Genomic DNA, 21,404 nt, shown 5'->3' on the forward strand with positions numbered 1-21,404 from the left:
CACACGCATGAAGCTGCCGCGCGAGCTCGGGCCCATCCACTTCGTCGGAATCGGCGGCATCGGCATGTCGGGCATCGCCGAGGTGCTCAACACCCTGGGCTACCGCGTCCAGGGCTCGGACGCCGCGGAAGGCGCCAACGTCGCCCGCCTGCGCGAGAAGGGCATCGAGGTCCACATCGGCCAGCGCGCCGAGAACCTCGGCCAAGCCGAGGTGGTGGTCGTGTCGACCGCCATCCGGCGCGACAACCCCGAGCTCGCCGCCGCCCGCGAGCGGCGCATCCCCGTGGTCCGACGCGCCGAGATGCTGGCCGAGCTGATGCGCCTGCGCCAGTGCGTGGCGGTCGCGGGCACCCACGGCAAGACGACGACCACGTCCCTGGTCGCCACCCTGCTGGACGCCGGCGGCTTCGACCCCACGGTGATCAACGGCGGCATCATCAACGCCTACGGCACCAACGCGCGCCGCGGCGAGGGCGAGTGGATGGTGGTGGAGGCCGACGAGAGCGACGGCACCTTCCTGAAGCTCCCGGCCGACGTGGCCGTCGTGACCAACATCGACGCCGAGCACCTCGACCACTTCAAGACCTTCGCCGCCGTGAAGGAGGCGTTCCGCACGCTGGTCGAGAACCTGCCCTTCTACGGCTTTGCGGTGATGTGCCTCGACCACCCGGTGGTGCAGGAGCTCGTCGGCCGCATCGAGGACCGGCGCGTCGTCACCTACGGCGAGAACCCCCAGGCCGACGTGCGCCTGCTCGACATCGACCTCAAGGGCGGCGTGTCGCGCTTCAACGTCCTCGTGCGCGACCGCAAGACCGCCTCCGCGCGCTACATCGAGGACGTGGTCATGCCCATGCCGGGCCACCACAACGCCCTCAACGCGACCGCGGCAATCGCGGTGGCGTTGGAGCTCGGCGTGCCGATCGACACGATCCGCGAGGCCCTGCGCGGCTTCGGCGGGGTCAAGCGCCGCTTCACCCGCGTCGGTGAGTGGAACGGGGCCGCCATCTTCGACGACTACGGCCACCATCCGGTCGAGATCGCCGCGGTGCTGCGCGCCGCCCGCGCGTCCACGCGCGCCCAGGTGATCGCGGTCGTGCAGCCGCACCGCTATTCGCGCCTGCAGTCGCTGTTCAACGACTTCGCCACCTGCTTCAACGACGCCGACACGGTGGTGATCGCCGACGTCTACGCGGCCGGCGAGCAGCCGATCCCCGGCATCGACCGCGACGGCCTCGCCGCCGCCGTGAAGGCCCACGGCCACCGCAACGTCGTCGCGCTGGAGGGCCCCGCGGCCCTGGCCGGCGTGGTCCGCACCCTCGCCAAGCCCGGCGACTACGTGGTCTGCCTCGGCGCCGGCAACATCACGCAATGGGCCTACGCGCTGCCGGGCGAGCTGGCCGCGGGAGACGTCGCATGAGCCTGCACGACGATCTGCGCTCGGCCCTGCCGGAGTTCCGCGGGCGCCTGACGGCCGGCGACAGCCTCGCGGCCCTGAGCTGGTTCCGGGTCGGCGGCCCCGCCGAAGTCATGATGGTGCCGGCCGACGAGGACGACCTCGCCTACGCGCTGTCCCGCATCCCCGCCGAGGTGCCGGTGATGCCGCTCGGCCTCGGCTCCAACGTCATCCTGCGCGACGGTGGCGTGCCGGGCGTCGTCGTGAAGCTCGGCCGCGGCTTCAACGCCGTGACGGTCGGGGCGGACTGCACCGTGCGGGCTGGCGCCGCCGTGCCGGACGTCAAGGTGGCGCGCGCCGCCGCCGACGCCGCGGTCGACGGCCTCGCCTTCTTCCGCGGCATCCCGGGCTCGGTCGGCGGCGCGCTGCGCATGAACGCCGGCGCGCACGGGGGCGAAACCACGGACGTGCTGGTCGAGGCGCGCGGCGTCATGCGCGACGGGACGGTGCGCGCCTTCACGCACGCCGAGATGGGCTTCACCTACCGGCACTGCGCGGCGCCGGCCGGCGTGATCTTCACCGGCGCGCTCTTCCGCGGCCGGCCCGGCAACCCCGCCGCCATCCTGGCCGAGATGGACCGCATCACCGCGGCCCGCGAGGCCTCGCAGCCGATCCGCGAGAAGACCGGCGGCTCCACCTTCAAGAACCCGCCCGGCGGCAAGGCCTGGCAGCTGATCGACGCCGCGGGCTGCCGCGGCCTGTCGGTCGGCGACGCGCAGATGTCGGAAATGCACTGCAACTTCCTCATCAACCGCGGCGGGGCCACGGCCGCCGACATCGAGGCCCTCGGCGAGGAGGTCCGCCGCCGCGTTCGGGACGCGAGCGGCGTGACGCTGGAGTGGGAGATCAAGCGGGTCGGCGTGCCGGCAGGGCTCGCGGCCTGAGGCCCGTCCGCTCCAGCTTCAGGAAACCATAGTTCGCCATCACAGGACGGTTCTCCGGGGCCGCGCGGCCCCGGCAACGCCGGGCCGCGCCCGGAGCCCTCGCCGGAGGTCGAACCCGATGTCGCAACACGTCGCCGTCCTGATGGGCGGCTGGTCCTCCGAACGCGAAGTGTCGCTGCGCTCGGGCACGTCCTGCGCCGCGGCCCTGGAAGGCGAGGGATACCGCGTCACCCGCATCGACGTCGCCCGCGACATCGGCGAGGTGCTGGCGCGGCTGAAGCCCGACGTCGCCTTCAACGCGCTCCACGGCCGCGTCGGCGAGGACGGCACGGTGCAGGGCATCCTCGAGGTGCTGCGCATCCCCTACACCCATTCCGGCGTGCTGGCCTCGGCCCTCGCCATGAACAAGGACAGGGCCAAGGTGGTCCTGGCGGCGGCCGGCATCCCGGTGCCCCAGGGCCGCATCGTGGACCGCCGCGAGGCGGCGCGGCGGCACGTGCTTCCGCCCCCCTACGTCCTGAAGCCCATCGACGGGGGCTCCTCCGTGGGCGTCATCATCGTCAAGGAGGACCGGAGCCACCCGCCCCAGGAGATCGGCGATCCCGACTGGGCGCACGGCGACGCGCTGCTGGCGGAGCCCTTCATCCACGGCCGCGAGCTGACCTGCGCGGTGATCGACGGCCGGGCCACGGCGGTGATCGACATCCTGTCCAACGACCACGCCTTCTACGACTACGATTCGAAATACGCGCCCGGCGGCTCGACCCACGTGCTTCCCGCGGATTTGACGCAAAATATTTACCGTCATGTCCAAGAGTTGGCGGTGAGGGCCCATCAGGCGCTCGGCTGCCGCGGGGTGAGCCGTTCGGACTTCCGTTACGACGATCGGCCCGGCGGCACCGGCGATCTCGTCGTGCTGGAGGTGAACACCCAGCCCGGCATGACCGAGGTGTCCCTGGTCCCCGAGATGGCGGCCGACGCCGGGTACTCGTTTGGTGGACTTGTGCGATGGATGGTGGAGGACGCCTCCTGCGATCGATGAGCGAAGCCGGCTTCGGGCTTCCGGCCGGCGGGCGCCCCCGCATCGTCAGCCCCTTCGCGCTCTTGGCCGGACCGGCGCGCGCCGTCGCGGCTCCCGCCCCGAAGTCCCGCCGCCTCCGGCGCGTCGATGCCGCGGTGCGCCGCCGCCCCCTGCCGGGCTGGGGCACGGTGCTGGTGATCGGTCTGATGGCGGCGACCGGCCTCTACGGCGCGGTGCGGGGCGGCCAGTATGCCGCCTACGTGGCCGCGGAGGGGGCGCCGGCGGACCTCGTCGCCAAGGCGCTCGGCTTCTCGATCGACAGCGTGACCATCTCGGGCCTGAAATCGCTGACCCCCGGCGAGATCCTGCGCGACGGCGGCGTGAGCGCGCGCAACTCGCTGGCCCTGCTCGACGCGGGCGCGCTGCGCGACAGGCTCAAGGCCGTGCCGCTCGTGCAGGACGTGACCGTGCGCAAGCTGTTCCCGGGCGACCTCCACGTCAACGTCACGGAGCGCGACGCCGCGGCCGTGTGGCAGAAGGACGGGCAGCTGAGCCTCGTGGCGACGGACGGCACCGTGATCGACGCCGTGCGGGACGACCGCTTCAACGCCCTGCCCTTCGTGGTGGGCGACGGCGCCAACACGCGCGTCGGCGAGTTCCAGGCGCTGCTCGGCGCGGCGGGCGAGCTGCGCGACAAGGTCCGCGCCGGCGTGCTGGTGGGCAAGCGCCGCTGGACGCTGCAGATGGATTCCGGGATCGAGGTCGAGCTGCCCGAGCTCGACGCGATGGACACGCTGAAGCGCCTGGCCGACATCGAGCGCCAGTCGCACATCCTGGAGAAGGACGTCGTGTCCATCGACCTGCGCATCCCGGGCCGGATCACGGCCCGGCTCACCGAAGACGCCGCGGCCGCCCGGGCCGCGATGCTGGCCAAGCGTCCCAAGCGGAAGATCGACCTATGAGCAACCGCCTGATGCCCCGGCGCATGCGTCCCCTGTCGGCCCGCCGCAGCGCGATCCTCTGCGTGCTCGACATCGGCACGAGCAAGATCGCCTGCCTGATCGCCAAGCTGAACCCCGCCGAAGCCTCGGACACCCTGCCGGGCCGCACCCACCGCTGCCGCATCCTGGGGCTCGGCCACCAGCGCTCGCGCGGCATCAAGGGCGGCGCCGTGGTGGACATGGAGGAGGCCGAGAACGCCATCCGCCTCGCGGTGGACGCGGCCGAGCGCATGGCCGGCGTCGAGGTCGGCTCCGTCATCGTCAACATCACGGGCGGCCGGCTGTCCTCCCAGCACTACAACGCCAAGGTGGCGGTCGGCGGCAAGGCCGTGTCGGACTACGACGTCCACCGCGTGCTCGAGGCCTCCTGCGCCACAATGGCCCGCCAGGGGCGCGCCGTGCTGCACTCGCTGCCGACCGGCTTCAGCCTCGACCGCACCCGCCAGATCCGCGACCCCAAGGGCATGATCGGCGACGAGCTCGGCGCCGACATGCACGTGGTCGGCTGCGACGCCGCGGCGGCCCGCAACCTGATGCTGGTCATCGAGCGCTGCCACCTGCAGGTCGACGCCCTCGTGGCGACGCCCTACGCGGCCGGCCTGTCCGTGCTGGCCGACGACGAGGCCGAGCTCGACGTGGCGCTGATCGACATGGGCGGCGGAACCACCTCGGTCGGCGTCTTCGCGGGCGGGCACCTCGCCCACGTCGACGCCGTGGCGGTCGGCGGCAACCACGTCACCACCGACATCGCGCGCGGCCTCACGACGCGCCTGTCCGACGCGGAGCGCCTCAAGACGCTGCACGGCACCTGCATCGCTTCCGCGTCGGACGAGCGCGAAACCATCGCGGTGCCGCAGGTCGGCGACGAGCACGACCAGCCGGCCCACCTGCCGAAATCGCACCTCGTGCGCATCATCCGCCCGCGCGTCGAGGAGATCCTGGAGCTGATCCGCGACCGCCTGAACGCGGCCGGCTTCGCGGCCCACGCGGGCCGGCGCATCGTGCTCACGGGCGGCGCGTGCCAGCTCACCGGCATGCCGGAGGCCGCCCGCCGGATCCTGTCGCCGCAGGTCCGCATCGGGCGCCCGCTCGGCATCCAGGGCCTGCCGGAATCCGCGAAGAGCCCCGCCTTCGCGGCGGGCGTGGGTCTGCTGATCTACCCGCAGGTGGCGGCGATCGAGCATTTCGAGCCCCGCCGGGACGTGCCTCTGCAGGCCACCGGAACCGACGGCTACATGAGCCGCGTGAGCCGCTGGCTGAAGGACAGCTTTTAACCTTTCGGCCGCCACGCCCCACCGCGGCCCCCGGGCCGCAACCCCGGAGCGGTTAATCCCGAGAGGTTAACCGTAAGGACTTTGTTAAGGGTTCTCGCACAATCTCCGTCACAGCGGCGGCGGCCCGAACCGGCGACGGGCAAGAGGGGCCGATGCGAGCGGCCCCACGGGGATTGAAGAGGCCACACGATGACGATCAACCTGAAGATGCCCGAACTGCGCGAACTCAAGCCCCGCATCATGGTGTGCGGCGTCGGCGGCGCCGGCGGCAACGCGGTCAACAACATGATCGTGTCGGGCCTCGTCGGCGTCGACTTCATCGTGGCCAACACGGACGCCCAGGCGCTCACCTCGTCTAAGGCCGAGCGCATCATCCAGATGGGCCTGCAGGTGACCGAGGGCCTCGGCGCCGGCTCGCAGCCCGAGGTCGGCCGCGCGGCCGCCGAGGAAGCCATCGAGGAGATCCGCGACCATCTCGCCGGCGCCCACATGTGCTTCGTCACCGCCGGCATGGGCGGCGGCACCGGCACCGGCGCGGCGCCCGTCATCGCCCGCACGGCCCGCGACATGGGCATCCTCACCGTCGGCGTCGTCACGAAGCCGTTCCAGTTCGAGGGCGCCCGCCGCGCGCGCGTCGCCGAGGCCGGAATCAATGAGCTGCAGAAGAGCGTCGACACGCTGATCTGCATCCCCAACCAGAACCTGTTCCGCGTCGCCAACGAGCGCACCACCTTCGCCGACGCCTTCTCGATGGCGGATCAGGTGCTCTACTCGGGCGTGGCCTGCATCACCGACCTGATGGTGAAGGAAGGCCTGATCAACCTCGACTTCGCCGACGTCCGCGCCATCATGCGCGAGATGGGCAAGGCCATGATGGGCACCGGCGAGGCCTCGGGCGACAAGCGCGCCATCCTGGCCGCCGAGGCCGCCATCGCCAACCCGCTGCTCGACGAAGTCTCGATGAAGGGCGCCCGCGGCCTGCTCATCTCGATCACGGGCGGCAACGACCTCACCCTCTACGAGGTGGACGAGGCCGCGAGCCGCATCCGCCAGGAGGTCGATGAGGACGCCAACATCATCCTCGGCGCCACCTTCGATTCCAACCTCGACGGCATCGTGCGCGTGTCGGTGGTGGCCACCGGCATCGACCAGCCGCTCGGCGCCAAGGACCTGAACTCGGGCGAGCAGCGCATCGCCGAGGTGGCCCAGAAGCTTCGCGCCCAGTCGGCGGCCCGCCAGGAGGCGATCTCCCGCCCCGTGATGACGCAGGAGCCGGCCGCCTACGAGCCCGCGCCCGCGCCGGCCCCCCACCAGTTCGTGGTGCCGCAGAACTTCGCCGCGCCGAACGGCTACGCCCCGCAGGCCCAGGTGGCCGGCGACGTCGAGATCAAGCCCGTCCCGGCCCCCAAGGGGTCGAGCTACGCGCCCCCGCAGGCGCCCGAGCCCGCCCGCCACGACTACCACGACGCCGGCCCGTTCATCCCGCCCGCGCCCCAGCAGCCGCAGCGCGCCCAGCGCATGCCGCAGATCGAGGACCTGCCCCTGCCCGTGCAGCAGCAGATCCGCGCCCAGCGCGGCGAGCCGCAGATGGCCGAGCCGCAGAACGGCTCCGACACCAAGCGCCGCACGCTGCTGGAGCGCCTCGCCTCCTTCGGCATGAGCCGGCAGGACGAGGTGGCGGCGGCCGCCCCCGTGCGCCAGCCGCCGCCGCCCCAGCCCGCCCCGCGCCTGCCCCAGGCCCCGATGCCCTACGCTCCGCCGCAGGGCCACGCCCCCCGGCAGCCGCAGGGCGCCGATTACGGCAAGCGCCCGGTCCCGCAGCCGGCCCCGCGCCACGCCGGCGGCCCCACCGACCAGCACGGCCGCGCCCTGCCCCCGGCGCGCCCCTACGAGGACGACCAGCTCGAGATCCCGGCCTTCCTGCGCCGCCAGTCGAACTGATCTCGCCCTTCGAAAACGCAACATCGCGCCGCCGCCGCCCGGCCCCGGGCGGCGGCGGCATCGCGTTGATTCGGCTCGGAAATCCGATCCGTAACCTTTTCCGAAAAATCCCGGATCTTTTGTAACAGAGCGTAAGAAAGAGTGATTTGGCGCGACCGCCCCGGCCGCGTAGTTTGCTCTCGACAGCGGGGATCGACGGCGGCCGGCGGGGAAACCCGAGGCGCCCGGCGAGCGCCCCGAACCCCGTCCACCTCCGCCCCGCATGGGGCGACGCTGTGGCGGGATCGCGGAAGACGGGGTATTGGCCGGCCTCGGCCGTCGACCGATCGGACCGCCGAGTGGAGCTGAGTGGCATGAAGTTTCCGAAGCAGACCACCCTCCGCAAGCGGTGCGTCATGTCCGGCAACGGCGTCCACTCCAATGCTCCCGTCACCCTGATCCTCCATCCCGCCGAGCCCGACAGCGGCATCGTCTTCCTCCGCACCGGCCTGCCCGAGGGCGCCACGCGCCGCATCGAGGCGAAGTGGTCCCGCGTGTCGGCCACCGACCTGTGCACCGTGCTGGGCGACGCCTCGGTCGGCTCCGTGTCCACCGTCGAGCACCTGCTGGCCGCCTTCGCGGGCCTCGGCGTCGACAACGTCCTCGTCGAGGTGGACGGGCCGGAAGTGCCGATCATGGACGGCTCGTCGGCCTCGTTCGTGGCCGCCATCGACCGCGTCGGGCTGCGGACCCTGTCGGCGCCGCGGCGCTTCCTGAAGGTGCTCAAGCCCGTCCGCATCGAGCACGGCCGCTCCTTTTCCGAGCTGAGCCCCGCCGAATCCGGCTTCTCGCTCGACGTCGAGATCGACTATCCGGTCGCGGCCATCGGCCGCCACCGCAAGGCGCTGGCGCTGACGCCCGCCGTGTTCCGCCGCGAGATCTCGCGCGCCCGCACCTTCGGCCTGCTGCGCGACGTCGAGCGCCTGTGGAAGCTGGGCTTCGCGCTCGGCTCCTCGCTGGAGAACTCCGTCGCCGTGGACGGCCACCGCATCCTCAACCCGGAAGGCCTGCGCGCGCCCGACGAGTTCGTGTCGCACAAGCTGCTCGACGCGGTGGGCGACCTCGCCCTCGCGGGCGCGCCCATCATCGGGCACTATTCCGCCTTCTGCCCCGGCCACAAGATGAACTTCCTGGTGCTCCAGGCCCTGTTCGCCGACCGCTCGGCCTTCACCTTCGTCGAGGCGCCGGTGGACGCGACGTCGACCCGCGCGGCCGGCTTCGCCGACTTCGGGGGCTTCGCGCCCATGCCGGCCTTCGCGGCCGAGATCGGCTGAGCCGCCGCCCGCGGCCCCGCACCTGTTGCATCCCGGCAACGTCGACGGTTTTTCGGCGATGCCCACAGGGCCATGGGGAACAAGGCCTTAATGCGACCCCCGGAGGGCTTTAAGCCCGGGCGCATGGATCGTGTTTCCCCGACGCCGCTCCCCGGCCCCTCATCAGATCGAGTCCCCCCGATGGTGTCTGTCCGCCGAATGGCCCTTCGAACGGCGCCTCTGGCCGCCCTGCTGGCCATTCCCCTGGCGGGCTGCTCGACCCTCGATTCGATCAACCCGTTCGGGTCGGGCGAGAAATACGAGACCAAGATCCTGGCCGAGACGCCGGCCTCCGACATCTACGATCAGGGCCTCGCGCGCCTGCAGAAGAAGGACAGCGCCGGCGCGGCGAAGAAGTTCTCCGAGCTCGACAAGCAATACCCCTTCTCCGACTGGTCGCGGCGGGGCCTGATGATGCAGACCTACGCCAACTACCAGGCCGGCGACTACGACACGGCGATCACGACCGGCAAGCGGTTCTATCAGCTCTATCCGAACGCGCCGGACGCGCCCTACGCGCTCTACCTGCAGGGGATGTCCTACTATCAGCAGATCCCGGACGTGTCGCGCGACCAGGAGAACTCCGCCAAGGCGCTCGACCTGTTCCAGCAGATCGTCACCAAGTACCCGACGTCGGAATATGCGGACGACGCCAAGTTCAAGATCCAGGTCACGCGCGACCAGCTCGCCGGCAAGGAGATGTCGACGGGGCGCTTCTACCTGAACCGCCGCAACTACACCGCGGCCATCAACCGCTTCCGCGAGGTGCTGTCGAAGTATCAGACGACGCGGCACGCCGAGGAAGCGCTGGAGCGGCTGACCGAGGCCTACCTGTCGCTCGGCATTACCGGCGAGGCCCAGACCGCCGCGGCCGTGCTCGGTCACAATTTCCCCGACAGCCCCTGGTACAAGGATGCCTTCGCCAAGCTGCAGGCCGACGGCCTGTCGCCGAACGAGGATTCCGAGTCCTGGATCTCCAAGATCTACCGCAAGACCGTCGGCTGACGGTCGCATCCCCGTCGCGGGATCCGGCCCTTCCGTTCATGTTTCGTTTCGCGGACGCGAGGGCGGCGTGCTACAGCGTCGCCTTCCCGCAGGTGTGAAGCGCGTCCGTCCATGCTCGCCCAGCTCAACATCCGCGACATCGTCCTCATCGACAAGCTGGACCTCCAGTTCGGCACCGGCCTGACGGTGCTGACCGGCGAGACCGGCGCCGGCAAGTCGATCCTGCTCGACTCGCTCGCCCTCGCGCTCGGCGGTCGCGGCGACGGGTCCATGGTGCGCCAGGGCGAGAAGCAGGGCCAGGTCACGGCCGTGTTCGACCTGTCGCTCGACCATCCGGCCTGGGACGTCGTCCGCGCCCAGGACCTCGAAGCCGACGGCACTCTGATCCTGCGCCGCGTGCAGATGACGGACGGGCGCACGCGCGCCTTCCTCAACGACGCGCCGATCTCCGCCCAGACGCTGCGCGACGTGAGCCGCCGCCTCGTCGAGATCCACGGCCAGCACGACGACCGCGCGCTGGTCGACCCCGCTGCCCACCGCGTGCTGCTCGACGCCTTCGGCGGGCTCGAAGCGCGCGTCGAGAAGACCCGCGCCGCCTTCGCGGCCCGGCGCGCCGCCGAGCGCCACCACGACGACGAGCAGGCCCGCATCGCCAAGGCGCGCGCCGACGCAGACTACCTCCACCACGTCCACGAGGAGCTGTCGAAGCTCAAGCCCGTGGCCGGCGAGGAGGAGAAGCTGTCCGAGCGCCGCGCCGTCATGCAGCAGTCCGAGAAGGTGTCGGGCGACCTGCGCGACGCCTTTGAGAGCGTCGGCGGCGAGGGCTCGCCCTCCTCCACCTTCTCGGCGCTGATGCGCCGGCTGGAGCGCCGCGCCGGGCAGGCGCCGGAGTTGATCGAACCCTGCCTCAGGGCGCTCGATGCGCTGCTCGTGTCGCTCGACGGCGCGACGAGCGCCTTCGAGGAGGCGCTCCAGGCCGCCGACTTCGACCCGCGCGAGCTCGAAGCCGTCGAGGAGCGGCTCTTCGCGCTGCGCGCCGCGGCGCGCAAGCACGGCGTCACGGTGGACGCCCTGCCCGAGCTGCTGGGCCACTTCACGCGCGAGATCGAGTCCCTCGACGCCGGCGAGACGCGGCTCGCCGCCCTCGCCAAGGCGGTCGAGGCCGCGCGCGACGCCTACCGCCGGGCGGCCGAGGACCTGTCGAAGGCGCGCGCCTCGGCCTCGGCGAAGCTCGACGCCGCCGTCAACCGCGAGCTCGGCCCCCTCAAGCTGGAGCGCGCCCGCTTCACCACGCAGATCGACGCCGACCCCGCGACGGCGGGGCCGGACGGCATCGACCGCGTCGAGTTCTGGGTGTCGACCAACCCCGGCACCCGGCCGGGCCCGCTCACCAAGGTGGCCTCGGGCGGCGAGCTCGCGCGCTTCATGCTGGCATTGAAGGTGTCGCTCGCCGACCGCGGCTCGGCCCCGACCCTGGTCTTCGACGAGATCGACACGGGCGTCGGCGGCGCGGTCGCGGACGCGATCGGCTCGCGCCTCGCGCGCCTGTCGGGCAAGATCCAGGTGCTGGCCGTGACGCACGCGCCCCAGGTCGCGGCGCGCTCGGCGAGCCACCTGCGCATCTCGAAGAGCGCGCTGAAGGGCGAGGGGCGGGTCGCCACGCGTGTGACGCCGCTCGCGGACGAGTCGCGCCGCGAGGAGATCGCCCGCATGCTGGCCGGTGCCACGATCACGGAGGAGGCGCGCGCCGCCGCCCGGCGCCTGATCGAGACAGCGACGTGACGCAGCGGTATGGTCCGGCCCTGGACGGGACGGCGTGACGGCACGATCTGAGGCGGGACGGCCGCGCCGCGGAGGCGGCCGGTTCGGGGCGGGGCGAGCGGGCATGCGGCGCGTGAAGGTCGTCTTCGAGGTGGCCATGGACGCCTATTGGCGTCTCGCGGAGGACGACGGTTGGGCCATCGCCAGCCACCTCGCCATGTCGACGCTCACCTCCATGTTCCCGTTCCTGATCTTCGTCACCGCGCTGGCCGGCTTCTTCGGCTCGGCGGAGCTGAGCGAGAGCGCCGCGAGCCTTCTGTTCGACGTGTGGCCTCACCAGGTGGCGGCGCCGATCGCGTCCGAGATCCACGCCGTGCTGACCACCGCCCACGGCGGGCTGCTGACCATCGGCGCCTTGCTGGCGATCTACTTCTCGTCGAGCGGCGTGGAAGCCTTCCGGGTCGGGCTGAACCGCGCCTACGGGGTGCGCGAGCGGCGGACGTGGTGGCTGCTCCGGCTCGAGTCGATCGCCTACGTCCTGGTCGGCGCCGTGGCGCTGCTGGCGCTCGCCTTCCTGGTCGTGCTGGCGCCGCTGTTCTGGGGCGCGATGACCTCGTTCGCCCCCGATCTCGACAAGTTCGCGGGGCTGGTGACGCTCGCGCGCTACGGCCTCGTCTCCGTCATCCTCATCCTGGCGCTGGTGATCGCCCACAAGTGGCTGCCGGCAGAGCGCCGCACCTTCGGGCAGATCGCGCCCGGCATCGTGCTGACCGTGGTGATGTCGCTGGTCTTCTCGATGGCGTTCGGCGCCTACCTGTCGCAATACGCCCGCAACTACGTCACGACCTACGGCGGCCTGGCCTCGGTGATGATCGCGCTGCTGTTCCTCTACGCGCTGGCGAGCATCTTCGTGTACGGCGGCGAGCTCAACGCCGCCATCATCCGCCGCCGCACGCAGTCGGTCGAGCCGCGGACCATCAGCAACGTCACCATGCTGTCGGCCCGGCGCTCGCGCTTCCCGAAGCCCTGAGGACCTGCGGCGCGGAACGCCATCGCCAGAGGCGGGGCGCGGGCCTATGCTCGGCCCGGGAGCCCGCTCGGGGGAGGCGCGCATGCTCGATCAGGCCGAGGACGACCGGGCCGCCATCCGCGACATGGCGCTCGCCTTCGCGCGGGAGCGCATCGCCCCCGACGCGCTCGACTGGGACCGCGACCACCACTTCCCCATCCCGGTGATCCGCGCCGCCGCGGAGCTCGGCATGGCGGGCATCACCGTCGGCGAGCAGCACGGCGGCTCCGGCCTGACCCGGCTCGACGCCGCGGTGATCTTCGAGGCGCTGGCGACCGGCTGCCCGACGGTCGCGGCCTACATCTCCATCCACAACATGTGCGCCTGGATGATCGACCGCTTCGGCTCGGCCGAGCAGCGCGGGCGCTGGGTGCCGATGCTGTGCCGCATGGACCGGCTCGCCTCCTACTGCCTGACGGAGCCCGGCTCGGGCTCGGACGCCGCGGCGCTGCGCACCCGCGCCGTGCGGGACGGCGACCATTACGTGCTCGACGGGCAGAAGCAGTTCATCTCCGGCGCCGGCAACCCGGACGACTTCTACGTCGTGATGGCGCGCACCGGCGAGGACGGCCCGTCCGGCATCTCGGCCCTGGTGGTCGAGGGCGGCACGCCCGGCCTGTCCTTCGGCGCGGACGAGCGCAAGATGGGCTGGCACGCCCAGCCGACCCGCGCCGTGGTGTTCGAGCGCTGCCGCGTGCCGGTCGCGAACCGGCTCGGCGCCGAGGGCGAGGGCTTCCGCTTCGCCATGCGCGGGCTCGACGGCGGGCGCCTCAACATCGCGGCGTGCTCGCTCGGCGGCGCGCAGGCGGCCTTCGACAAGGCGCTCGCCTACATGCGCGAGCGCCGCACCTTCGGCCGCCGGCTCGACGAGCACCAGGCGCTGCAGTTCCGCCTGGCCGACATGGCGACGGATCTCGAAGCCGCCCGCGCCCTCCTGCACCGCGCCGCGCGGGCGCTCGACGCGGGCGCGCCGGACGCGACGCGGCTCTGCGCCATGGCCAAGCGCTTCGTCACCGACGCGGCCTCCAAGGTCGCCGACGAGGCGCTGCAGCTCCACGGCGGCTACGGCTACCTCAGCGACTACGGCGTCGAGAAGATCGTGCGCGACCTCCGGGTCCACCGCATCCTGGAAGGGACCAACGAGATCATGCGGCTGATCGTGGCGCGGTCCGTGCTGGCGGAGGGACGGGTGATACGATGATCCCCTCCCCGACGCTCGACGAGCTGATCACGGCCGACCCGGACATCATGGGTGGGCGACGCGTGTTCCGCGGCACGCGGGTGCCGATCGAGGTCCTGTTCGAGAATCTGGCGGACGGCCTGTCGATCGACGAGATCCTGTCGGATTACGAGACGCTGGACCGCGAGGACGTCGTCGCGGTGCTCCAACTCACGTCGAATGCCATCGCGAGGGCCGACGCGGCGTGAAGGTCGTCGTCGACGAGGGCGTCCCACGCCAGATCGTCGCCGCCCTGCGCCGCCACGGCATCGACGCGGAACGCTTTCCGGGGCGTTGGGCGGCGATGCGGAACGGCGATCTGCTCGACGCGGCAGTCGCAGCCGGCTTCGATGCCGTTCTGACCAACGACAAGAACATCTCGGATCAGAACAGCCTGCGGGATCGGCCTCTCGCCGTCGTGGCCCTGCCCCACAATCGACGCCGCCCGATCCTGGACCGCGTCGACGATGTCGCCGACACGCTCAGGCGCGCGCAGCCCCATCAGCACATCGTGATCGGGCTCGACGGCTCACGGATCGTGACCAGCATGACAGGTGGGCGGGCGGTGACGGAAAGCCTCCCAGCGCTGAAGCCGTTTGAATTCTGAATTCGCCTTCGACGTTCGACCGGGTCCTACTCGGTTCGATGCGGCACGCGCGCGATGCCGTCCTTCTGCCCCGCCCCCGTCTCGGCCCGCCGTGCCGCCGACATCGCCGCCTTCAGCGACCCCACGGCTTCGTCGACGACCTCGGCGCGCGACGGGCCCGCGGTCTTCAGGCCGGCCAGGTCCTCCTGCACGACCTCGAACGGGATTCCGGAGCGGGCCCCGTCCTCCGGCGTGATCCAGGCCATGGCGCCCGGCCCGGCCGCCGTGGCGAATATGACGGCCTCGGTGCCGAGGTCGAGCCGCGTCATGTAGGAGCCGATCAACGCGTTGCTGAGCCCGTTCTCCCGGTCGACGCCGCCGGCGTCCGGCACGTAGGCGGCGTGGAAGCCGATGCGGGCGGTGGCCTGCTTCACCCGCGGGTGGCCGGCAAGCCAGATCAACCCGCAGGCCGAGGAACACACCGCGTGCGGCCCGACGTAGGTGGAGAAGTTGTGCCGGGCCAAGAGGTCGCCGATCGTCAGCGCCGGCGCCAAGTGCCCGCCCGTGCTGTCGAGTTCGACCACGGCCGACGGCAGCACCGCCGCGAAGCGCGTGAACTTCAGCTCGTCGCCCGGCTCGATCGCGCCGCGGATGGTGATCACCGGCGTGGGCCCCGCGAAGGACGAGACCGCGATGTCGGCGGCGCGCGCCGCCGCCGTGCCCATCAGGGCGGCCGCGGCGGTGAGGAGGGCGGGGGCGCGCATGGGCGAGTTCCGTTCGACCGCGGGCAGGATAGGCCGGGCCGTCGGCGACCTCAAGCCGGGACGGCCTTGGCCTCCGGCGCCCGCCGTGCTCGACTGCCGCCCGGCACGGGGGGTGGAGCCATGCAGATCGACGGTCACGCCTTCATGGTCACGGGGGCGGGTTCGGGCCTCGGCGCCGCCACGGCCCGCGCCCTGGCGGCGGCGGGCGGCCGCGTCGTCCTGGTCGACCGCGCGCGGGAGGCCGGAGAGGCGCTCGCGGCCGAACTCGGGGAGCGGACGCGCTTCGCCGCCGCGGACGTGAGGGACGAGGCGGAGGTCGCCGCGGCGGTCCGCGTTGCCCTCGACGGCTTCGGCGCCCTGCACGGGCTGGTGAACTGCGCCGGCGTGGCGCCGGCCGAGAAGATCCTCGGCCGCGACGGGCCGCACGGGCTCGACGGCTTCGCCCGCACGGTGGCGGTCAACCTCGTCGGCACGTTCAACTGCCTGCGCCTCGCCGCCGAGGCCATGGCGGGCAACGCGCCGAACCCCGAGGGCGAGCGCGGCGTGGTGCTCAACACGGCCTCGGTCGCGGCCTTCGACGGGCAGATCGGGCAGGCCGCCTACGCGGCCTCGAAGGGCGGCGTCGCGGCGCTGACGCTGCCGGCGGCGCGCGAGCTCGCCCGCCACGGCATCCGCGTCATGTGCGTGGCGCCCGGCATCTTCGCGACGCCCATGCTGGCCGCCATGCCGGAGCCGGTGCGCGACGCCCTCGGCAAGGGCGTGCCGTTCCCGCCGCGGCTCGGCCGGCCGGACGAATATGCGGCCCTGGTGCTGCATGTGGTCGGCAACGCCATGCTCAACGGCGAGACCATCCGGCTCGACGGCGCGCTCCGCATGGCGCCGCGCTGACGTCCTCGCCCGCGCCGGGTCCTAACCCAGCTCGGCGATCACCGCGGCGAGCCGCGCGTCCTTCATCCCCATCTCGGCGAGGTGGGCCTGCGTGTTGCGCACGTAGTCGACGTTGGCCCCGTACTGGCCGTGGCCCTGGGCCACGAGGCGCGCCACCTCGGCGGTGTCGAGCGCCCCCGCATATTGCTCGTGGTCGCGCTTCGCCACATAGGCCACGGCGGCCAGCCTGCGGCCGTCGGCGAGGCGCACCGGCGCCGCAATCTCCGCGTAGACGCCCGAGACCAGCTCGCGGGCCCGCACGGCATCCAGGGTTGCGGCGCGCTCCGACGCCGCGATACGGAAGCACAGGCCGACGCAGGAGCCGCCGCGGTCGAGCCCGAGCACCAGCCCGGGGCGTTCGGCCGTGCCGCGGTGATGGTGCGAATAGATGCAGAGGGCCCGATGATACCCGAACAGACGCGCCCCCACCCGCTCCTCGTAGGCGAAGTCCGGCCGCCACATCAGCGATCCGTAGGCGAAGATCCACAGCTCCCCGGCGTCCGTCCCCTCGATGTCCGTCGTCATCCCCTCTCCCCGGCTCAGACCTTCCTAAGCCGATCCGCGCCCGCGGGGGAAGCGCCGTGAGCCAGGGCGTCGTCCTCCGCCGCGCCCGGCGGCGCCCGCGCGCCAGCCTGATGGTGCCGCTGCTGTCGCTCGCCATCCTGGTGCTCGGCTGGTCGGTGCTGTGGGCCGTGGCGCGCTGGCAGGCCGCGGCCGCGATCGACGGCTTCATCGCCGCGGAGGCCGCGCACGGCCGGAGCTGGTCCTGCCCGGACCGCACGGTGGATGGCTACCCGTTCCGCATCGAGGTCGCCTGCCGCGGCGTCGGGTTCGCCGGCACGGTCGACAGCTCGCCCGGCGAGGGGCACCTCGCCGGCCTGACGGCCCGCGCCTGGCTCTACGAGCCCAGCGCGGTCTACATGCTGCTCGACGGCCCCATGACGCTGACGACCGCCGACCACCACGCGGACTTCACCCTCGGCTGGGACAGGCTCGGCGCCAAGCTGCGCGGCGTGTTCGGCGGCCGCCCCCGCGCCGAGCTCGTCGGCGAGGGCTTCACGCTCGCCCGTCCGGACGGCACCGGCGGCGCGGCCCGCCGGGTCGAGCTCCGCGCCGGGCCTGCTCCCGGCGCCGCGGCGGCCGACGCGGACGCGGTCGAGATCGGCCTGTCGGGCCTCGCCGCGCCCGGGCTCGACGCCGTGACGGGCGAGGCCGCCGCGCTCGACGGGCACCTCGCCGGAACGGTCACCCACGCCATGGGCGACCTGCCCGACCTCGGCCCCGCCACGGTGGAGCGCTGGCGCGCCGCGGGCGGGCGGTTGGACGTCGCCGACGCGACCATGACCAAGGGTCCGCTGTCGCTCGGCGCGTCCGGCGCGCTGGGGCTCGACGCTCTGCACCGCCTCGACGGCCGGCTCGACGCGCGCTTCGGCGGCTTCGAGCCGATCATGAAGCGCTACGGCATATCGCTCGGCGCCGTTCAGGTGGGGGGCCTGCTCGCCAACCTCCTAGGCGGCAAGCCCTCGCCGGCGCCGCGGGCCGGCGTCGTGTCGCTGCCCGTGGTCTTCGCCGACGGCACGGTGCTGATCGGGCCGTTCAAGACGGGCCTGCGGCTGCCGCCGCTCTACTGATCCCCGAACCCGAGAGCCGCCCCTTGCATCGCCTCCTGTCCGCTCTGGCGCTCGCCCTCTGCCTGCTGGCGATCCCCGCGTTCGCTCAGGCGCCCGGCAAGGTCGCCGGCGACCTCGACATGGCGAAGTCGACCATCGACGCCGTGGACCAGCGGCTGGCGCGCGGCGACCTGTCCGATGCCACGCTGCAGCTGCTCCGCAATCAGGTCGACCCCGTGGCCGGCCAGATGAACGCCGTGGCGGCCGAACTCGCGCCGCGCATCGCGGCCGTGAAGGACAGGCTGGCCCAGCTCGGCCCCAAGCCCGACGCCAAGAACGGCCCCGGCGAGGCGCCCTCGATCACGGAGGAGCGCGCCGCCCAGCAGAAGCTGTTCGACGACCTCGACGCCACGCAGAAGCGCGCCAAGGTGCTCGCCGTCCAGGCCGCGCAGGCGAGCGAGACGATCGTCGGCCGGCGCCGCGCGCTCTTCGCCCACGACCTGTTCACCCGCTCCTCCAGCCTGCTCAGCCCGTCGCTGTGGATCGCGGTCGGGTCGGAGGCGCCGGACGACGCGGCCCGCGTCGCCACGCTGGCCGCCAACTGGAGCCAGGCCGCCTACGACGGGCTGACGCCGGCCCGACGCATCGCGCTCGGCGGCCTGCTGGCGCTCATCGCCGTGCTCTACCCGCTTGCCTGGCGGATCGCCGTGGGCCTGCGCGGCCGCGACCCGGCCGCCAAGCCGTCCCGCCTGCTCAAGGCGCTGTGGGCGCTGCGCGTCATGATCGCGACCGCCGCCGTCCCGGTCGCGGCCGTGCTGGCCGTGGGCGGCCTCGTCGAGCTGTTCGACCTGCCGACGCTGTTGTCGAGCCTCGGCACCGCGCTCACGATCGCCGTGGCGATCGTGTCGGTCGGCATCGGCCTCGCGCGCGGCCTCTTCGCGCCGGGCAGCCCCAACTGGCGGCTGCCGCCGGTCGACACCCCGACCGCCAGGAACCTGTACCACCTCACCATCCTGGTCCAGGTGATCGTGGCCGCCGTGAAGCTGGTCGAGGCCGTCAACGAGTTCATCAGCGTCGGCGTGCCGGTCGCGGTGGCGACGCGCGGCCTCGGCGCGGCGGCCGTCACGGTCGCGCTGGGGCTGTCGCTGCGCAACGTGTGGCTGCGGCCCCACGAGGCCGCGCCCCGCTCGCCGGCGGCCGAGCGCTGGTCCACCCTGCTGCGCACCGCCGGCCGCGCGCTGGCGCTCACGCTGCTCGTGTCGATCCTGGTCGGCTACATCGCCTTTGCGGCCTTCCTGGTCGAGCAGATCCTCGCCGTGGCGGGCACGCTGGCGCTGCTCTACATCCTGTTGAACCTCGCCGAGGAGGGCTTCGGCGCCATCGCGCGGCCCGACTCCCGCTCGGGCCGCGGCCTCGCCTCGCTGCTCGGCGTGTCGCAGGACCGGCTCGACCAGGGCGCGATCCTGCTGTCCGGCCTCGTCAAGGTGTCGCTCTACGTGGCGGCGGTGCTGCTCGTGCTCGCGCCCTGGCGCATCGAGTCGGGCGACATGCTGGCCACGGCCGAGGCCGCCTTCTTCGGCTTCTCGATCGGCGGCGCCACGATCTCGATCTCCTCCGTGATCGTCGGCGTCGCGCTCTTCGCCGTGGCGCTCGGCTGCACGCGCGCGGTGCAGCGCTGGCTCGAAACCAAGTACCTGCCCCGCACCAAGCTCGACACGGGCCTGCAGAACTCCATCAAGACGAGCCTCGGCTACGTGGGCTTCGTCGTCGCCCTCGCCCTGGCGCTGGCCTACCTCGGCCTCAGCTGGGAGCGGCTGACGCTGATCGCCGGCGGCCTGTCGCTCGGCATCGGCCTCGGCCTGCAGACCGTCACCAACAACTTCGTGTCCGGGCTGATCCTGCTCTGGGAGCGCGCCGTGCGGGTCGGCGACTGGGTGGAGGTGGGCGCGGAATCGGGCTTCGTGCGGCGCATCAACGTGCGCTCGACCGAGATCGAGACCTTCGACCGCGCGCTGGTGATCATGCCCAACGCCTCCCTCATGTCGGGCGTGGTGAAGAACTGGGTGCGCAACGACCGCGTCGGCCGCATCAAGCTGTCCTTCACGGTGCCGCTCTCGGCCGACCCCGAGGAGGTCCGCACCGCGCTGATCTCCACCGCCAAGGCCCACGAGCGCGTGCTCACCATCCCCACGCCGAGCGTGCTGTTCACGGCGCTGACAGAATCCAACATGAGCTTCGACCTGATCTGCTTCATCGAGGACGTCGAGAGCCGCGCCCGCGTGACCAGCGACCTGCTCTACGACCTTCACGCCAAGCTGAAGGCGGCCGGCTACGCCAACCCGCCCGCGGCCCCCACCGTATCGAGCCCCGCGCTCGACCGCCTCGACGCCTGGCTCAACCAGAAGCTCGCCGAGGACCGCGACGGCGGCCGCAGGGCCGCGGCGGAGTGAGGCGCCCATCCTGTCCCCGCGCTGACCTCGCGGCGCCCCGCGCCGCGGCGCCGCCCGATTCGGCTGTGATAGTCTGGCTCCCGACCGATCCGGAGGCCCGGCCCGCGTGACCGCGACATCCTCGAAGCTCGCCCTGATCCCGGCGCTCGCCGCCGCGGTCGCCGCGCTGTTGTTCAGCCAGGCCCGCGCCGCCGAGGACGGCGTGCCGGCCTGGCTCATGGCCCATGTCGGGACCGGCGAGGACCAGATCGCCGAGCCGGTGCTGCGGCGGGCGCGGGCGCTGTGGCAGCGCAAGACCGCCGAGGGGCGGGTGTCGAACCCCTGCTGGTTCGCCATGGACGCCACCCGCCCGAACGACCCCGACGGCGGCCGCTTCTACGTGGCCTGCGAGGCGGACGGGCAGTTCACCGCCATCCCGGCCGGCCATGGCTCCGGGCTGAACCTGCCGGGCGCGGCGGACTTCCGCAACGGCCGCCGCTGCGCGAGGCACTTCGGCAACGCCGCGGATTCCAACCTCACCACCGGCGGCGCCTACGTGACGGGCGAGGCGCGCACCTCGTTCAAGGGCTACTACCGCGCCTCGGCGGGCGACGCGCCCTTCGTGCGGACCTTCGTGCCCTTCCTCGGCGAGGGCGAGACCGCCAACGCGAAGGCGCGCGAGATCGGCGGCCACGCGGCCGTGACGCTGAAGGGCGTGTGCCTGCGCCCCGCCCCCGGCGACCCCCACGCGAATGCCGACGGCTACGTGCCCTTCGGCCATCTCGTCGATTACGCCGGCGGGCGCTCCAACGGCTGCACGAGTTGGTCGGCCGCGGATGCCGACAAGATCGGCGCCCTCGTCGCGAACAGCCCCACAACGCTCTATATCTACCCCGAGGCCGCCGACGTGCGCGCCGCCGCGACCGGCGGTGGCTACTGGGACGCCTCGTGCCGGGCCGAGATCGGCGCGCCGAAGTTCTGGTCCCGGGCCGTGCTGGAGCCGATCATCGCGCGGTACAGGGCGGCGCATCCGGCCCCCCCGCCGCGGCCGACGCCGATCTGCACGGGGGATTGAGGAAGGGGCGCCGTGCGGGCGACGGCATGGATC

19 protein-coding genes are annotated in these 21,404 nt (G+C 72.6%); 17 read left to right on the forward strand and 2 right to left on the reverse strand.

Annotated elements, in window-relative coordinates; all coding sequences use genetic code 11:
* The first annotated feature begins 7 nt into the window (after positions 1-7).
* From murC to L7N97_RS01770, 13 genes are all read left to right on the forward strand, one after another.
* Entirely contained in the window at positions 8-1,417 is a 1,410-nt protein-coding gene (gene murC, locus L7N97_RS01710) for a UDP-N-acetylmuramate--L-alanine ligase (RefSeq protein ID WP_237476656.1), read from the forward strand.
* Entirely contained in the window at positions 1,414-2,337 is a 924-nt protein-coding gene (gene murB / locus L7N97_RS01715; protein ID WP_237476657.1) for a UDP-N-acetylmuramate dehydrogenase, read from the forward strand. Before murC ends, murB begins: the two co-directional genes overlap by 4 nt.
* A 118-nt stretch (positions 2,338-2,455) precedes the next feature.
* Positions 2,456-3,379, forward strand: coding sequence for a D-alanine--D-alanine ligase (locus tag L7N97_RS01720; protein ID WP_237476658.1), 924 nt, complete (start codon positions 2,456-2,458; stop codon positions 3,377-3,379).
* Positions 3,376-4,320, forward strand: coding sequence for a cell division protein FtsQ/DivIB (locus tag L7N97_RS01725; protein WP_237476659.1), 945 nt, complete (start codon positions 3,376-3,378; stop codon positions 4,318-4,320). Before L7N97_RS01720 ends, L7N97_RS01725 begins: the two co-directional genes overlap by 4 nt.
* Positions 4,317-5,633 (forward strand): cell division protein FtsA, encoded by a 1,317-nt coding sequence (ftsA, locus tag L7N97_RS01730; RefSeq protein ID WP_237476660.1) that lies wholly within the window; start codon positions 4,317-4,319, stop codon positions 5,631-5,633. Before L7N97_RS01725 ends, ftsA begins: the two co-directional genes overlap by 4 nt.
* Before the next feature lie 189 nt (positions 5,634-5,822).
* Complete coding sequence (gene ftsZ / locus L7N97_RS01735) at positions 5,823-7,574, forward strand: cell division protein FtsZ (RefSeq protein ID WP_237476661.1); 1,752 nt, start codon at positions 5,823-5,825, stop codon at positions 7,572-7,574.
* 353 nt (positions 7,575-7,927) lie between these two features.
* The gene (gene lpxC / locus L7N97_RS01740) at positions 7,928-8,887 is read left to right on the forward strand and encodes a UDP-3-O-acyl-N-acetylglucosamine deacetylase (protein WP_237476662.1); all 960 of its coding nucleotides are present in this window, start codon (positions 7,928-7,930) and stop codon (positions 8,885-8,887) included.
* Positions 8,888-9,085: 198 nt separating this feature from the next.
* Positions 9,086-9,931: an outer membrane protein assembly factor BamD gene (locus L7N97_RS01745; protein ID WP_237476663.1), complete on the forward strand. Its 846-nt coding sequence runs from the start codon at positions 9,086-9,088 to the stop codon at positions 9,929-9,931.
* A 111-nt stretch (positions 9,932-10,042) separates the two neighbouring features.
* Positions 10,043-11,713 carry a DNA repair protein RecN gene (recN, locus tag L7N97_RS01750; protein WP_237476664.1) on the forward strand — a complete coding sequence of 557 codons (1,671 nt, stop codon included), beginning with the start codon at positions 10,043-10,045 and terminating at the stop codon, positions 11,711-11,713.
* 103 nt (positions 11,714-11,816) lie between these two features.
* Positions 11,817-12,722: a YihY/virulence factor BrkB family protein gene (locus L7N97_RS01755; protein ID WP_237476665.1), complete on the forward strand. Its 906-nt coding sequence runs from the start codon at positions 11,817-11,819 to the stop codon at positions 12,720-12,722.
* A gap of 82 nt (positions 12,723-12,804) precedes the next feature.
* The gene (locus L7N97_RS01760) at positions 12,805-13,962 is read left to right on the forward strand and encodes an acyl-CoA dehydrogenase family protein (RefSeq protein ID WP_237476666.1); all 1,158 of its coding nucleotides are present in this window, start codon (positions 12,805-12,807) and stop codon (positions 13,960-13,962) included.
* Positions 13,959-14,189: a DUF433 domain-containing protein gene (locus tag L7N97_RS01765; protein WP_237476667.1), complete on the forward strand. Its 231-nt coding sequence runs from the start codon at positions 13,959-13,961 to the stop codon at positions 14,187-14,189. Before L7N97_RS01760 ends, L7N97_RS01765 begins: the two co-directional genes overlap by 4 nt.
* Positions 14,186-14,587 (forward strand): DUF5615 family PIN-like protein, encoded by a 402-nt coding sequence (locus L7N97_RS01770; protein WP_237476668.1) that lies wholly within the window; start codon positions 14,186-14,188, stop codon positions 14,585-14,587. The genes L7N97_RS01765 and L7N97_RS01770 overlap by 4 nt, the downstream gene beginning before the upstream one ends.
* 26 nt (positions 14,588-14,613) lie before the next feature.
* Here L7N97_RS01770 and L7N97_RS01775 read toward each other — a convergent pair whose 3' ends face one another.
* The gene (locus L7N97_RS01775) at positions 14,614-15,330 is read right to left on the reverse strand and encodes a hypothetical protein (RefSeq protein WP_237476669.1); all 717 of its coding nucleotides are present in this window, start codon (positions 15,328-15,330) and stop codon (positions 14,614-14,616) included.
* Between the two features lie 120 nt (positions 15,331-15,450).
* On the opposite strand from L7N97_RS01775, the gene L7N97_RS01780 reads away from it, so the two are divergent.
* Complete coding sequence (locus L7N97_RS01780; RefSeq protein WP_237476670.1) at positions 15,451-16,218, forward strand: SDR family NAD(P)-dependent oxidoreductase; 768 nt, start codon at positions 15,451-15,453, stop codon at positions 16,216-16,218.
* 21 nt (positions 16,219-16,239) lie between these two features.
* Here the strand turns inward: L7N97_RS01780 and L7N97_RS01785 are convergent, their stop codons facing one another.
* Complete coding sequence (locus L7N97_RS01785) at positions 16,240-16,782, reverse strand: gamma-glutamylcyclotransferase (RefSeq protein ID WP_237476671.1); 543 nt, start codon at positions 16,780-16,782, stop codon at positions 16,240-16,242.
* Between the two features lie 56 nt (positions 16,783-16,838).
* On the opposite strand from L7N97_RS01785, the gene L7N97_RS01790 reads away from it, so the two are divergent.
* The 3 genes from L7N97_RS01790 to L7N97_RS01800 all read left to right on the forward strand — a co-directional run bounded on the left by L7N97_RS01790 (position 16,839) and on the right by L7N97_RS01800 (position 21,371).
* A complete protein-coding gene (locus L7N97_RS01790; RefSeq protein ID WP_237476672.1) occupies positions 16,839-17,888 on the forward strand; it encodes a DUF2125 domain-containing protein in 1,050 nt (349 codons plus the stop codon).
* Between the two features lie 23 nt (positions 17,889-17,911).
* Positions 17,912-20,317, forward strand: coding sequence for a DUF3772 domain-containing protein (locus L7N97_RS01795; protein ID WP_237476673.1), 2,406 nt, complete (start codon positions 17,912-17,914; stop codon positions 20,315-20,317).
* 106 nt (positions 20,318-20,423) lie between these two features.
* Positions 20,424-21,371: a hypothetical protein gene (locus L7N97_RS01800; RefSeq protein ID WP_428980945.1), complete on the forward strand. Its 948-nt coding sequence runs from the start codon at positions 20,424-20,426 to the stop codon at positions 21,369-21,371.
* The last annotated feature ends 33 nt before the right edge of the window (positions 21,372-21,404 follow it).

The sequence above is a fragment of the Lichenibacterium dinghuense genome (assembly GCF_021730615.1).
Classification (GTDB): Bacteria; Pseudomonadota; Alphaproteobacteria; order Rhizobiales; family Beijerinckiaceae; genus Lichenihabitans; species Lichenihabitans dinghuensis.